The organism is Bacteroidia bacterium (assembly GCA_026932145.1).
GTDB lineage: Bacteria > Bacteroidota > Bacteroidia > J057 > JAIXKT01 > JAIXKT01.
This window is the reverse complement of the sequence record JAIXKT010000050.1, coordinates 44688-59395: the sequence shown is the minus strand read 5'-3', so window position 1 is coordinate 59395 and position 14708 is coordinate 44688. Positions and strand designations below refer to the sequence as shown.

11 protein-coding genes and 2 tRNA genes are annotated in these 14708 nt (G+C 39.2%); 4 read left to right on the top strand and 9 right to left on the bottom strand.

From position 1 onward, the window contains the following. Positions 1–23: 23 nt before the first annotated feature. The 4 genes from LC115_11500 to LC115_11485 form a co-directional block, all read right to left on the bottom strand. Positions 24–992, bottom strand: coding sequence for a flippase-like domain-containing protein (locus LC115_11500; protein MCZ2357287.1), 969 nt, complete (start codon positions 990–992; stop codon positions 24–26). 13 nt (positions 993–1005) lie between these two features. Further along, a tRNA-Leu gene (locus LC115_11495) sits at positions 1006–1092 on the bottom strand. Between the two features lie 34 nt (positions 1093–1126). Then, positions 1127–1199 (bottom strand) — tRNA-Gly (locus LC115_11490). A gap of 74 nt (positions 1200–1273) precedes the next feature. Continuing rightward, a complete protein-coding gene (locus LC115_11485; protein ID MCZ2357286.1) occupies positions 1274–2209 on the bottom strand; it encodes a DUF6089 family protein in 936 nt (311 codons plus the stop codon). A 178-nt stretch (positions 2210–2387) separates the two neighbouring features. On the opposite strand from LC115_11485, the gene LC115_11480 reads away from it, so the two are divergent. Continuing rightward, entirely contained in the window at positions 2388–5186 is a 2799-nt protein-coding gene (locus tag LC115_11480; GenBank protein ID MCZ2357285.1) for a TonB-dependent receptor, read from the top strand. Between the two features lie 19 nt (positions 5187–5205). Here LC115_11480 and LC115_11475 read toward each other — a convergent pair whose 3' ends face one another. The 4 genes from LC115_11475 to rpsA form a co-directional block, all read right to left on the bottom strand. Continuing rightward, the gene (locus tag LC115_11475) at positions 5206–5871 is read right to left on the bottom strand and encodes a polysaccharide deacetylase family protein (GenBank protein ID MCZ2357284.1); all 666 of its coding nucleotides are present in this window, start codon (positions 5869–5871) and stop codon (positions 5206–5208) included. Next, on the bottom strand, positions 5855–6733 hold the full coding sequence (accD, locus tag LC115_11470) for an acetyl-CoA carboxylase, carboxyltransferase subunit beta (protein ID MCZ2357283.1): 879 nt from the start codon (positions 6731–6733) through the stop codon (positions 5855–5857). Before accD ends, LC115_11475 begins: the two co-directional genes overlap by 17 nt. A gap of 50 nt (positions 6734–6783) precedes the next feature. After that, a complete protein-coding gene (locus tag LC115_11465; GenBank protein ID MCZ2357282.1) occupies positions 6784–6990 on the bottom strand; it encodes a hypothetical protein in 207 nt (68 codons plus the stop codon). Between the two features lie 174 nt (positions 6991–7164). Beyond that, positions 7165–9033, bottom strand: a complete 1869-nt coding sequence (rpsA, locus tag LC115_11460; GenBank protein ID MCZ2357281.1) for a 30S ribosomal protein S1 — start codon at positions 9031–9033, stop codon at positions 7165–7167. Between the two features lie 196 nt (positions 9034–9229). Between rpsA and trpS the strand changes: the two genes are divergently transcribed. The 3 genes from trpS (at position 9230) to LC115_11445 (ending at position 13097) form a co-directional block, all read left to right on the top strand. After that, positions 9230–10204, top strand: a complete 975-nt coding sequence (gene trpS / locus LC115_11455) for a tryptophan--tRNA ligase (GenBank protein MCZ2357280.1) — start codon at positions 9230–9232, stop codon at positions 10202–10204. Positions 10205–10428: 224 nt separating this feature from the next. Next, entirely contained in the window at positions 10429–11775 is a 1347-nt protein-coding gene (locus LC115_11450; GenBank protein MCZ2357279.1) for an SPOR domain-containing protein, read from the top strand. Between the two features lie 8 nt (positions 11776–11783). Then, the gene (locus tag LC115_11445; GenBank protein MCZ2357278.1) at positions 11784–13097 is read left to right on the top strand and encodes a M28 family peptidase; all 1314 of its coding nucleotides are present in this window, start codon (positions 11784–11786) and stop codon (positions 13095–13097) included. Positions 13098–13135: 38 nt separating this feature from the next. Here LC115_11445 and LC115_11440 read toward each other — a convergent pair whose 3' ends face one another. Continuing rightward, on the bottom strand, positions 13136–14152 hold the full coding sequence (locus LC115_11440) for a polysaccharide biosynthesis protein (protein MCZ2357277.1): 1017 nt from the start codon (positions 14150–14152) through the stop codon (positions 13136–13138). Positions 14153–14708: the final 556 nt, after the last annotated feature.

Sequence of the window (14708 nt, the reverse complement as noted above, 5' to 3'; positions counted from 1 at the left end):
CATTATTTATCCAACGGAGTATTCTACTTAGAATACTCCGTTTTTTTTATTCGCACTCCAATAAACCAGCCAGCTATAGCCGGAAAAACTTGATTGATTAAATAAATCAGTGCAGTAACAGATAGAATTGACCCGGCAGATATACCCGTAGGTGCTAAAACCCACAAAGCAATAGAGCCACGAACCCCCAACTCTGCAACTGCAATACTCGGAATAATTGATTTAATAAAAAAAACTAAAGAAACACAAGTAGATAAATCCAGTAGGCTAACATCCCCTGTATCATCGAAGAGTAGCCAATATTGCAGTAAAAAAACAATATATCGGAGACAAGATGCCCAAAAATTAATTAAAAAAAATCTCTTGGGAATAACCACTATGAGGTAAATAAAATCCCGATACTTTTGGGTTAAATAGCTGGTAGCTTTAACAAAAAAATCTGGCCTTAATACTATTGCAGAATAAAGTCCTGCAATAAAAACTCCTATGGCTAACAATAGCCACTCCGGAATTATTTCAAAAATAAAAAGGAGCTCTTTAGGAACTCGATTTGAGTTATACAATATTAAAACGCCCCAGATAGTTACAGAAAGTTGGGCTAATCTGGTTATGAACACTAAAAATAATCCCGGTGCACGCAATTCTTTGGGAATATTCCACAACCGTCCCAAATATTCTCCTAAGCGGCCTGGTGTTATTATGGCTGCCGAAAGCCCCAGTAATGTTCCGCGAATACCGTCTTGCCAACTAAATGTTGGATGTATTGATCTTGCTAAGATAAACCACTTGTAGGCTTCCAAGGCTATGTTGGCCACAGTCAAAAGAGCAGTCAGTATCAAACTAAGCACATAGCTTAGGGAAATATCAAAATTTTGATAATATTGATAAAACTGAAAGTCTTTTAATTGGAAATATAATACGCCACAAGTTAATACCGTAAAGAGGAATTTTCCGCTTATTAACCAGATTTTTTTGCTGATGGAGCGTTGCAATTAATTAGCGTAGTACCGAGGGCGGGAATCGAACCCGCACCGCCTTTTTCTGGCGACAGGATTTTAAGTCCTGCGTGTCTACCTGTTCCACCACCTCGGCACAAAAACGAAAGCGACAACGTGATTGCCGCTTGAGCGGGAGACGAGTCTCGAACTCGCGACCTCAACCTTGGCAAGGTTGCGCTCTACCAACTGAGCTACTCCCGCTTATTTCGCACTGCAAAGGTACGAACGTTTTTTTTACTAAGTCAAGAAAAAAAAACTATTTTTTTAGCAGATTTTTAATTTCCAAATTTTGGGCATCGTACAAAATCCAAGATATAGGAAACAGAAACACAAGAATACACATACCAATCATCTTGGGATTTAAACCCGCGAATATCATTTTGCCAATAGCCGGAAAGTAAACGGCCTTGTCCATCTCTGGCTCTATCGGCAAAAGGTAGTGTTCTCCCTAATTGTGTAGGGTCAGCTGCGGAACGAACGTAATTACTTCTATCGGCTAATTCAAAAGCAATAGCTCCCATTTGTCTATACATCTCTTCTGGGTTGGCATATTTATCACTTACATCATCCAGATAATCTGTAAATACTTTGCGCATTCCTATTTCCACACGTAAATCCCATTTTTCAGATAATCTGCGTTTTACTCCAACTCCAATGGGAATACAAATTTGCGTGAGTGAATACGGTTTGGGGGTTCCACTTACACCCACTAAATACTGTCCTTCTGTTCCTAAGGGCTGTAAAGCATACCATTTCCCGTCATTGGCTTTTGCCTTTGGATTAAAGGTAAACACACCTACACCTGTGAAAGCAAAAGGTGTCCAATCTCGGCGATATTTATAACGTCTATTAGAGCCAAAAAAATCATAAATGAGCTGAACACTTAACTCCGTTATGGGAGAACGAAAACTAAGATTCCGATAATTCCGCGAAAAGTTTTTGGTAACAGAATCACTTGCTCCCATCCAGCCTTGGCTAAAATTCAGGCGCAAGGACATATGCGGATGAAATTGATAGTAACCCATTGCACCTAAGCCAAACTTCGTAAATTTAAGGGTAAAGTCATCATCTAAATCTCCTTTATAGTTAGTGGTTCCAAGTGAAGGGCCAACACTAAAATAAGTATATCCCTTTCCTCTCTGGGAAAAAACAGATGAGATGCCTGCTACAAACCACGCACACGTCAACGCAATAATTAGGACTTTTTTCATGATACACAATAGCTTTCAGGCGCAAAGATAAAATAAAGACAAGATAAATGCAAAATTTTTTCCAACAACTATCTTAGGTAGTTGAAAAAACTGGGGATTGTTACTTGTGAGTGCTGTATCTAATTTTTCTTGAGTTTCTATTCGTAGTTTAATTCGCGCATATTGTTAATTTCGCGGCATGGGTTCAGTTGTGCGGATTTTAACACGATTGCTTTGGTGTGTGTGGTTAGCTGGGGTTACAGTTGGCTATGCCCAAACAATCACCGGCTTGGTAAAAGACAAAACTACCGGCGAGGCACTCATCGGAGCGCGAATTATGGTAAAAAATAGCCAAGTCGGCACAATGTCTGATGCAGACGGAAAGTTCAAATTAAACTACACTGATAAATTTCCAGTTGTTTTGGTTTTTCATTATGTTGGTTATCAGCAACTTGAAGTTAATGTTACAACTGCTGCGAAGCCGGTTGTTGCAGAAATGCTTGAGGTAGAATCCGTAGGGCCGGAAGTAGTCATTGTAGATACACGTATTACCGAAAAGCAAAAAGAATCTCCACTTACCGTAGAGTCTATGGATGTTATCGGAATAAAAGAAACCCCTGCGGCAAATTTCTATGAAGGGTTAGCCAATTTAAAGGGAGTAGATTTAACGGCATCGAGTTTAGGATTTAAGATTATCAACACACGGGGATTTAACAGTACACGCCCGGTTCGTTCTTTACAGTTAATAGACGGAGTTGATAATCAGGCTCCTGGCTTAAATTTTTCGTTGGGAAATTTTATGGGAGCTTCGGAATTGGATGTTCAAAGTGTTGAATTGGTCGTTGGGGCTAGTTCTGCCCAATATGGACCTAATGCCTTTAACGGAGTAGTAAATATGACTACCAAAAGTCCGTTTTTACATCCCGGCTTTTCTGCAATGGTAAAAGTAGGTGAACGGGATTTAACCGAAATTGTAGTTAGGCACGCATTCGTTATCAATAATTCAGCCGGAGATGCTAAGTGGGGATTTAAGTTTAATTATTCTTTAATGAAGGCATACGATTGGATGGCTGACAATATGGCTCCAACAACTCAGTCATTAGCAGGAACTAACAATCCCGGAGGATATGATGCTGTAAATCGTTATGGGGACGAAAACATAACCACAGGTGCGAATAATTTTTCGGATAATTATGGCCGGAGAAACTTCCCCGGCCTGAATATTTACCACCGTACTGGATACTTAGAAAAAGACTTAGTGGACTATAACACCCGCTCTATCAAGTTAGCTGCTGCCGCTTACTTTAAACCAACAGCTAAAACAGAACTTATTTACAGCTATAATTTTGGAACAGGAACTACTGTTTATCAAGGGGATAACCGTTATAGTTTGAAAGATATTATTTTCCAGCAGCATCGTTTGGAGTTTAAGGGGGATAAATTTATGGTTCGTGCTTATACGACCCAAGAAGATGCCGGCCGGTCTTATGATGCTGTTTTTACAGCTTTACTTCTTGAACGATACTCTAAAAGTGATAACTTCTGGTCGCAAGATTATTCTAATTACTGGAGTCGTATGTATCCACGCATTCGGCAGTTGCCGGGTATGCCCGGTGTTCCGGTATTTGACCAGCCCGGACAAACGACCAACCTGCATATTGCTGACTCAGTCTTAGGAGCTAACTATGATTCACTATTAATTTGGCATCAACTTGCTCGGAACTATGCTGATGGTATTGGAAATCCGCTATTTGGTGGCCTTCCCCGCCTACAACCCGGCACTCCAGAGTTCGTCCGAGAGTTTAACAGAATAATAAATAACACAACATTTATCGGCGGCGGATCTCGTTTTTGGGATAAATCCGCCCTTGCCCACATCATGGGAGAATATAAATTTACCCCCAAGTTTGCCGAAATAAAAGTTGGGGTAAACTACAGACTATATCTTCCGAATTCTCAGGGAACAATATTCAGTGATACCAGCGGAAAGAAAATCACCAACGATGAAATCGGCAGCTTCATTACCGCCGAGAAAAAATTTCTCGCAGATAGATTGAAAGTCAATATAGCCCTTCGGATAGATAAAAATCGGAATTTTAACACTTTATTTTCTCCTGCAGCCTCAGCTGTTTACAGTATCCGCAAAAACCACAATTTCCGCCTTTCTTTCTCTTCTGCGTTAAGAAATCCTACCTTACAAGACCAATACCTTTACTACAACGTAGGTCGAGCTATTTTAATTGGAAATATTGAGGGAGTGGATACCTTGGTTACGTTATCTTCATTGGTTAATTTTTATAATTCTGCGTTTAACTATGATACGCTTGAATTTGCCAAAATCAAACGTGTACGTCCGGAAAGAGTCCGTTCTATAGAAATAGGATACAAAGGAACACTTTTTGGCCATTTATTCATTGATGCAAGTGCCTATATGAGTTGGTACTACGACTTTTTAGGCTACCGCTTAGTAAGCACTGCTCCTTCCCGAGATCCAAATGTAAATAGACCAATTACTGTTTATCGGGTTTCTGCAAATACAGATGATATGGTTGTTACCAACGGGTTTTCCATAGCTACAACCTATTTTTTCAAACAGCACTATTCCGTTAATGGAAATTATTCTTACAATGTCTTAGATCGCTTAGGTTCTATCGACCCAATCATACCGGCTTTTAACACTCCTAAACATAAGTTCAACATAGGCGTTTCTGGCCGTGAATTTCAGCTAAAAATGGGAAAAATAAATATTCGCAACGTAGGTTTTAGTGTTAACTATAAATGGGTTGAAGGATTTTTATTTGAAGGTTCTCCGCAATTTACCGGATACGTACCCACTTATGACTTAGTAGATGCTCAAGTTAACTACCGTGATAACAAGCTGAAAACAACTTTTAAGTTGGGTGCATCTAACTTGCTGAATAATGCTCAGTATCAAGTATATGGTGGCCCAAAAATCGGGAGATTAGCCTATTTCTCGGCAACTGTTGATTTACAATAATCGGTTGAGTTTTATTTGACTATGCTGTTATAGCTTCGGGCAAAAAACTTGGGATAGGCAAAGTTTCACTGGTAAGCCCGCGCTCATAGATGGTGTCTAACAACTTAGGAAGAACGTATTCTATCTTGTGTTGGCACTTTAAACTGTCGTGTAAAACATAAATTGCACCGGCTTTGATATGGGTAAGTGCATTAGACAAGCACATTTGCGAAGAAATAGTTGGATCAAAATCTCCGGGTAAAACATCCCACATAACAATTTGGTGGCGTTGTAAAATTGCCGGTCTGGCGAATCGGCTAAATTTGCCGTAAGGTGGCCTGAAAAGAGTAGGTATTCTTCCCGTAGTTTGATAAATGACATCATTTGTTCGGTTGATTTCCTCCAGATATTTTTCTGGATGTGCTTTCCAGCCATGTAAATGAGTGTAGGTGTGGTTTCCTATCTCATGGCCTTCAGAAATAATCTGGCGAGTAATTTCCGGAAACTTTGAAACGTTATTACCAACCAAAAAAAAAGTAGCCTTCGCTTGATAGCGAGCTAACTCTTTTAGCACCCATTCCGTTACGTTTGGAGTAGGGCCGTCATCAAAGGTTAAATACAGTTCTTTGGTTTTAGCAGGAAGCTGCCACCAATATTTAGGGAAGAGTAAAGGTATAAATGGCGGAGTTTTAACCAGATACATCATGGCTCATAGGGTTACTTTTGAGCATATTTAATAATGACGCTAATTTCGTTTTTAGTTTATCTCGTGATACGATAAAATCTACAAAGCCGTGTTCTAAAAGGAATTCTGCTGTTTGGAAGTCTTTGGGTAAATCTTTACCTATGGTTTCTTTGACTACGCGCGGGCCGGCAAAGCCAATAAGTGCTTTGGGTTCCGCAATATTAAAGTCGCCTAAGGTGGCAAAACTGGCTGTTACGCCGCCGGTAGTCGGGTCAGTAAGAATAGAAATATAGGGGATTTTTTGCTGGGCTAAAAGAGCTAACTGTGCGCTGGTTTTAGCCATCTGCATCAAACTAAGTGAGCCTTCCATCATACGTGCCCCACCGGATTTTGAAATGATAATCAACGGATAGCGGTTCTCACGAGCATATTGAATTGCTAAGGAAACTTTTTCTCCCACTACGCTACCCATACTTCCGCCAATAAATCGAAAATCCATACAAGCTATTACCACCGGGCTGCTATCAATATTGCCGGTTGCTACCCGTGCGGCATCGTTTAATCCCGTAGTTTTTTGGGCGGCTTCTAACCTTTTTGCATATTGTTTTGTATCTTCAAAAGACAGGGGATCTGCCGGTAAAATATTGGAGAAAAGCTCTTTAAACTGATTATTATCAAATAAAATGGCAAAATATTCAGCGCTGCCAATTTGAAAATGGTATTCACAAGAGCTGCAAACATGTAGGTTTTCCCGTAAGTCCCGTATGTGGGATGCCTTTTTACAAGTGGGGCATTTTATCCACAATCCGTCAGGAGCTTCTATCTTTTTTTCCGTAGAAGTAGTAATTCCTTCCTTAGAGCGTTTAAACCATTCTAATGGCATATTTGTTCTTATTTTAAGGGTTTCAAAGTTACAAAATTATATTTTGCTACTCACTCAGAGTCGTCTGAATTTTGTTGTAATCGTTGGATTAGTGTCCACGAACGATAGCTGCGAAATATCCCATATAAAATCACCAAAACTCCAAAAAGAGATTGATATTTAGAATCTAACGCTGGAGGCCCTACTATTAAATAGATCCCGACACCAATGAAAAAAACACCTATTAATGCTCCAAAGTAAACCAATATCTTCTCCATAGCACAAACATACACAAAATTCCAGCCATAAAACTACAGAATTTACTTGAGTGCTATTGGGGTAGAGGGGATATTTTATTTTGGGATTACTATTGTTGCAGAAGTAGAAAGAACCAAAAAGGGGTTTGTTTTATTGTAAAACAAACCCCTTTGAAAGCGATATGAATCCGTTTTTTATGATTCTGGATTTTCCTCTGTTGGTCGGTTGGTATTTTTTTCTGCTGCTTTTTCTAATTTTTCCTTAGCAGCATCTCTTTCTTGTGCCATTAAATTAGCTTTTAGAGCAGCTAAAGCATCAATTTCTCCAAGTGTAGAACGTTCAGCATCAGCTAATTTCTTGCTGACTTTTTCTTTAGATGATGATGTACGTGTCTTTTTGGTTTTATCTTCTAGCTGTCCTTGTAAGTCTTTCCAGTATTTTGTGTGTGAAAAAACTATTTTTTTGGCATCTTTACTAAATTCAATTACTTTAAAGTCAATCGTATCTCCCACTTTTAGAGCAGGTTCTCCGGGAGCAGTAGCCAAATGTTTGGTTGGTGTAAAGCCTTCTACGCCGTACTCCATTTCCAACATAGCTCCTTTATCTGTTATTTTAGTAATGAGACCTTGGTGTACAGAATCCATACTGAAAATGGATTCAAATGTAGCCCAAGGATCTTCGGTCAATTGTTTATGGCCTAAACTAAGTTTATGATTCTCTATGTCAATTTCGAGAACTATAACATCTAATTCCTCGTCTTTTTTGACGTATTCGGAGGGGTGATTAAACTTCTTAGACCAAGAAAGATCTGAAACGTGGATAAGCCCGTCAACGCCTTCTTCCAGTTCTACAAAAAGACCATAATTGGTAAGATTTCTAACGATACCTTTATGCGCCGAATTAACCGGATATTTTGCTGCGGCGGTGAGCCAAGGATCTTGGGTCAGTTGCTTTATTCCCAAAGACATCTTACGCTCTTCTCTATCTAAGGTCAAGATAACAGCTTCCACATCTTGGCTAATCTTGTAGATTTCTGTTGGGTTTTTAGGATGCTGAGACCAAGACATTTCGCTCACGTGAACAAGACCTTCTACGCCCGGTATGATTTCGATAAATATTCCGTAGTCAGCTATGGTTACTACTTTTCCGGTAATTCGGCTACCGGCCGTTAAAGTAGCATCTAAGGTATCCCACGGATGAGGGTAGAGCTGCTTTAATCCTAAGCTGATACGTTTTTTATCATCATCGAAGTCTAATACAACAACGTTAATTTTATCATGTAATTTGAGCACTTCTTCAGGTGAAGTAATCCTGCCCCAAGAAATATCCGTGATATGTAACAAGCCGTCTAAGCCACCTAAGTCTATAAACACACCAAAGTTAGTCATGTTTTTGACGGTTCCTTCGAGAACTTGGCCTTTTTCCAATTTATTTAGGATTTCGAGCTTTTGGGCTTCTAATCCTTTTTCAATTAGGACTTTATGTGAAATTACTACATTGTCATGGGTGGAATTTATTTTAACTATCTTAAATTCCATGCGCCGGCCTACAAAAGACTCGTAATCCCGAATAGGTTTTACATCAACCTGCGACCCGGGCAAGAAGGCTTCTATTCCTTCTAAATCAACTACGAAGCCACCTTTGGTTCTGCGTTTAACAATACCTTCCATGATAACGTCTTCCTCTAATGCCTTGTTGATTTTCTCCCAAGTTTTAATAGAGTTCGCTAGTTTTCGAGAAAGTACCATCTCACCAGATCTATTTTCGATAGCTTCTAAGTAAACTTCTACTTCGTCGCCAACTTTTAGATTTGGATAGTCTTTAAACTCTGACAAAGATACTACTCCGTCAGACTTAGTACCAATATTCACAACTACTTCGCGTTTGTCCATAGCAACTACTTTGCCACGCACAACATCTTTCGAACGAGGTGGAGCATGAAAGGTGCGCTCATACAACTTTCCTAATTCAGTACGAGTTGTCTGCGAATACCCCTCAACAGTATTCCAAAAATCTTGGTCTTCTGCTGATGCTAAATTTTCTAATGTGTTATCCTGATTCATTCAGAATATTTTTTTGATTTGAAGGGCAAAATTACGGATTATTTTTTATTATCTAAAACAAACTTTCAAAAAAACTTTTTATTATGCTGTTTTTGTAGAAAATCATCTCGTGTTTTAGGTTTAAAATCAATAAATTGCAATATTCTATCGTTTGAGATTTTTAATATTTCAGAACATTTTTCAATTTTGCTAAAAAATGGCAACAATACTTACGGGGGTTCAGAGTTCCGGCCGGGTTCATTTGGGAAATATTTTGGGCGCAATCTTACCCGCAATCGAGCTGGGAAATACGCAAGAAAATTCCTATTTTTTTATCGCAGACTTACACTCTTTAACATCATTAAAAAATAGTAAGCAACTGCAAGAGAACATATTGCAGGTTGCTACAGCGTGGATTGCCTGTGGGCTTTCTGTTGAGAAGTCTGTCTTTTTTCGCCAATCTGATGTGGTAGAGCATACCGAAATGCAGTGGTATCTGCAATGTTTCGCTCCGTATGCTATGCTGGCAAACGCCCATTCATTCAAAGATAAATCCGAAAATTTAGCCTCTGTAAATGCCGGCGTGTTTACCTATCCGGTTTTAATGGCTGCCGATATTTTGCTCTATGATGCTAATTTTGTCCCGGTTGGTAAAGACCAAAAACAACATCTTGAAATCACACGGGACATAGCCGGAACCATTAACCATACTTTAGGAGATATTTTTGTGCTCCCAGAACCAATTATTGCAGAAAATGTGATGACTATTCCCGGTATAGACGGACGTAAAATGAGTAAGTCTTATGATAACTACATTGATATTTTTTCGGAAGAAAAACTATTACGCAAAAAAATAATGTCTATCGTAACGGATTCTTTACCCGTAGAAGCCCCTAAAAATCCAGATACCTGCACCATTTTCAGCTTGTTTCGTTCAATAGCTGATTCAGCCGAAGCAGAGTTGCTTAGGCAGCAATATTTATCCGGTGGAATGGGCTACGGAAAAGCTAAGGAATTATTGTTTGAAGCTATTTTAACCCGCTTTGCAACTGAAAGAACTAAGTTTCAGGAGTTAATCAAACACCCGAAGTACATTGAAGAACAGCTCTTAGGCGGAGCTTCAAAAGCACAACCGAAAGCAAGGGAGGTACTTAACCGAATCCGCGCTAAACTGGGAATCCGTACTCGATAATTTCAAGTATCTACGAAGGCTATTTGTAATATTTCTCATTATAGCCAAGAGTTGAGATACTTTTAGTGGATTATTTTTGGGTAAAAATATCCGCATTTCCACAGCAACAATGGCTGGTGTATTTCCACATTAGTGAACAAACTGCGTAGGCGTATAAATGAAAACTCTTAGAGTGCTTAGGTAATAGTAAGCTATACTTTTGCCCATTCAAACTTTGAAATTTTATGGAACGCAACACATTATTAGCGTATTTACAAGCAGCTTTTCGGGAACTTTCAGCCTTTTCTATGCCGGGAATAGGCTTTTTTTCAAAAAGCTATCAAAATGCTCGTTTAGATACCCAGCAAAACGTACTATTACCTCCGGGTGAAACCTACCAATTTAGCCCCGAAAATCGAGGCGATGACTTTTTGCAGCGGCTATTAGAGCAACGCCTAAATTTATCTCCGGCACAAGCGGCTATGTTGGTAGCAGACATCGTTCGTATGATACAAATGGAACTGAGCCAAACAGGAAGTTTTGAAGTCCCTAAGGTCGGAATATTACGCCGTAACGCTCAAGGTATCGTTTTTGAAGCAGTTGGTTCTACACCCGGATTAGAACCAATCAATATGGAAGCTAATAATAATCATACAAAAGAAGCTACCGAAAATACGAATGACTCATCAGAGGAATTGACTTTCCCCGAAACGAACCCACAGGCTACCCGAAAACTAATGTGGTGGATGGCCGGCATAGCAGCAGCTCTAATGCTCGGAATCCTAACATTTAGTTTCTACAAAACCTCTACCAGTAGCCAAACAGATGCTACACAAGAAGAAGCCCTTGCCAGTGAAGTTGTTCCAAATGACGAACTTGCCGATAATACTGATGCAAACACACAGCCAAGTTGGAATTCAGATGATAACACCTTGGGGGATGAAAATACTGATTCAAGCGTTCCGCAAGACCAGTTGAAAACAGATTCTGCTATGCCGGAATCCCCTAAAATTGACGCAAGTTCAGCCGGAACACAGAATACGAACTTAGCAGCAGCCAAAACAACAACGCCTCCTGCCAATAAATCAAACAAAACGCAACCAAAAGCTACTCACCCCAAAAGTAATAGCTCTTCAAAATCTACTAAGGCTAACAAATCATCAGAAAGTACCAAGACTTCAGCCAAAAAAGAAGCCAATAAAAATTCAAAAACAAGCAAAAAAACTACCCAAAAAGAACCCACAGCTCAAAAAGATTCTCATTCCAAAAAAAGTAAAACTACTCCAAGCGGCACAAAAGACAAAAAGACTTCTGCCGACAAAATCAGACCGGCTTCTATAGTGGCTCACAATGAGACGAATGCTGCTAGTTCCAAATATTTTGTGATTGCAAACTCATTTAACAACCGTGAAGATGCTGAAAAAAGTGTTCGTTCATGGAAAAGTAAAGGTGAAGATGCTGAACTGATTTGGATGAAAAAAGACGGTAAATTTGGGGTTTCTTTGGGCACATATTCCCAAGACGAAGATGCCAAAGCTGCCATCAAGCAAAAGTCGCTTGGTGCATCTGCTAAGGTGTATTCGGTGAAGTAACCTACATCATGAATAAAAAAAAACTATTTTTTCTTTGCATAAATTGTTGGCTGGGGTTCACGTTGTTTGCGCAACTACCCCAGCCAATCGTCTTAAATAAAGATTCCGTTACAATACGTAACCAAGCCATATCAGACATCACCCTTCTGTGTTCAGAATATATGTCCGGAAGAGGTTACGTAGAAGATGGACACCTGAGAGCTGCAAACCACATTGCCTCTACTTTTCGTAATCTTAATCTACAAGCCTTTAACACCCACCCTAACTTAATTCAGCCTTTTGAGTTTTCTATTAACTTGATTACAAACGCTACTATTGAAGCACCATTTCCGCTAAAATACGGCCAAGATTTTATTGTTCAGGCAGATTGCCCGCCTATAAACTTTGATAAAACCCGTTGTGTAGATTTAGAATACGGCCTTCCTGATGATTTTTCAAAAAATACAGTAAAAGAACGTTGGGTCGTAATCAAAGAAGGATTACCCAAAACATTGCAAAATGTAGATAGTTTAAAACAATATTTAAAAGAAAAGCCCAAGATTGCTTTAGCTGAGCAACGCGGCGCACTTGGTGTAATCGTTCTTCGTAAAAAGCTAACGGCATCATTTAGCAAAGAAGCCGGTGTTTTTCCGGTAGTCGAGGTTTTAACATCTTCTTGGAAAAAAACGAGTTGGGTTAAAGTACACGTAGAATCAGGGGACCAAGTCATCCAGAGCCAAAACGTAGTTGCTTGGATACCTGGCAGTGAGCATCCAGATTCAGCCATTATTTTGTGCGCTCATTATGACCACTTGGGCAAAGTAGGGAATGCTATTTTTCCCGGTGCAAACGACAATGCCTCTGGAGTAGCTTTTCTGATGACCTTAGCACGATACTTTTCCGTACCCCAGCACAAATGTCGCTACTCCCTGATTTTCATAGCCTTTGGAGCTGAAGAAACCGGACTCACAGGCTCTTTGTTCTATGCGCTCCAAGAACCTATTTTTCCCATAGAACGAACTCGGTTTGTGCTAAACTTTGACCTAATTGGTAATGGCCAAGAGGGAGTTATGGCTGTGGGAGCTGAAACCTTTCCGGAATTATTTGCTAAGTACAAACTTCATAATGATTCATTACAACTTGTTAATCCTTTGCAAACGCGCCCGAATGCTCCCAATAGCGACCATTATCCGTTTACATTGAAAAAAGTCCCTGCTTTATTTTTCTATACACAAGGCGGTTCTAAATTTTATCACGATATTCATGACAAACCCCGTGCACTCAAGCTGCCGATATTCTATAATTTTTACAAGCTAACAGCTACCTTTTTGGAAAAACTCTAAGGTTTGCAGTAATTAGTTGGTAAAAATCTATTTTCTTTTTACCAAGAAATATCCTGAATGGCATCTTGAATATTCTGAATAGAAAGCCATCGGTCATTTTTTTCTGAAGAAAACTGAAAGTTTTCAGGCACTGCTGATGCCATTGGAAATTGTTGTTTCCAGAAAGGCATTTTGGGAGAGTTAGATAGTTGTGGGATTAGCAAAAAGCAGTTTTCTAATTCTAAAATAAAAGGTGCGTCCTCTTCGGTGATTAGTAGTTCATGGAAACGTTCTCCCGGTCTTGTTCCTAAATATACCCATTTATCCGGGTTAGGTTCAATTACTTTGGCTACATCTACCAGGCGTAAGGAGGGGGTTTTGGGTATCCAGATTTCGCCGCCTAAGCTGTTTTGGATAGCAAAAATCACTAATTCTACGGCTTCTTGGGTAGTAAAAGCAAAACGGGTCATACGAACGTCTGTTATCTGCAATGGTTCGTTGCGTTTATGTTGGGCTAATAATCGGGGTAAAACAGAACCTCTTGACCCCAACAAATTTCCCAGACGAACGGCAGAAAAACGAATATTGTTATTCGGAAGATAATTTTCGGCAATTAATAACTTATCTGCACAAAGTTTTGTTGCGCCGTATAGGTTTTGAGGCTTTACGGCTTTATCTGATGACAAGGCTATTACTTGTTTTACATCGGCATTTTTAGCCGCTTCGATGACGTTTCGGGTTCCTTCAATATTGGTTTTGATAAACTCATCTGGGTTTGATTCACCTAAGGTTACGTGCTTCAATGCTGCCGTATGCACAACCAACTCTACGCCGCGGCAGACAGTTAATACAGATTTATAATCTCGAATATCCCCTAAACAAAATACAAGTGCCGGATTATTTCTAAATGCAGGTTCGTCTTGCATTCTATAATGCTTCTGTTCGTCCCGAGAAAAAACAACAATACGCCCCACCTCCGGAAAATTCTTCAGGATGTGTTTGATAAAAACCTTACCAAAAGAACCAGTTCCACCGGTTACCAATATTGTTTTAGGAAGTTTGACAGATGAGCGCAATTTATGAGAATAAAAAGTTACAACTCGGCAGCAAAAATGATACTTTTTTAGCAAAGAAATTAATTTTTGCTATTTTTTTTGCTGAACTTTCAGGAGATAGCCTAAACTTTAGAAAGCTACTGTTATATTTCTCTTATAGCTGAAAGAAGTTTGAATGTCTGGATAAACTCAAGATTCAATTTTGGCACTTAGGCCGGCATCTAAGATGCGCTGTGCAGTAGGGTTCTAACTTAAGGTAGCTTCTAAAAATTAGTTTTTTTTATTTTTTTCAGACACAAATTAGAACCCTTTTAAATCTGGGTTGAAAAAGTAAGTAATTGTACAAATTATTTTTTAATTCAGATACAAAATTTTTATTTTTTATTCGATAATTCGCAACTAACTAATTAACAATATTTTAAGATTTGAGCAAATTTAGTCTTTGTACTTGTTCAAGCCTGAATAAGTTGTAGGTAAGGTTGATAAGCCCGATTATACAATAACATTGCTTATTCTTTCTAAAGGATTGCCAATTGCAGACAAATGTTCAATAGTATATTGCTCTTCAAATAATCCT

Bases quoted from the DNA above. Each gene is read 5' to 3' on its own strand.
- LC115_11485 (MCZ2357286.1), bottom strand. From the start codon at position 2,209: ATGAAAAAAGTCCTAATTATTGCGTTGACGTGTGCGTGGTTTGTAGCA.
- LC115_11480 (MCZ2357285.1), top strand. From the start codon at position 2,388: ATGGGTTCAGTTGTGCGGATTTTAACACGATTGCTTTGGTGTGTGTGG.
- LC115_11475 (MCZ2357284.1), bottom strand. From the start codon at position 5,871: ATGATGTATCTGGTTAAAACTCCGCCATTTATACCTTTACTCTTCCCT.
- accD (MCZ2357283.1), bottom strand. From the start codon at position 6,733: ATGCCATTAGAATGGTTTAAACGCTCTAAGGAAGGAATTACTACTTCT.
- LC115_11465 (MCZ2357282.1), bottom strand. From the start codon at position 6,990: ATGGAGAAGATATTGGTTTACTTTGGAGCATTAATAGGTGTTTTTTTC.
- rpsA (MCZ2357281.1), bottom strand. From the start codon at position 9,033: ATGAATCAGGATAACACATTAGAAAATTTAGCATCAGCAGAAGACCAA.
- trpS (MCZ2357280.1), top strand. From the start codon at position 9,230: ATGGCAACAATACTTACGGGGGTTCAGAGTTCCGGCCGGGTTCATTTG.
- LC115_11450 (MCZ2357279.1), top strand. From the start codon at position 10,429: ATGGAACGCAACACATTATTAGCGTATTTACAAGCAGCTTTTCGGGAA.
- LC115_11445 (MCZ2357278.1), top strand. From the start codon at position 11,784: ATGAATAAAAAAAAACTATTTTTTCTTTGCATAAATTGTTGGCTGGGG.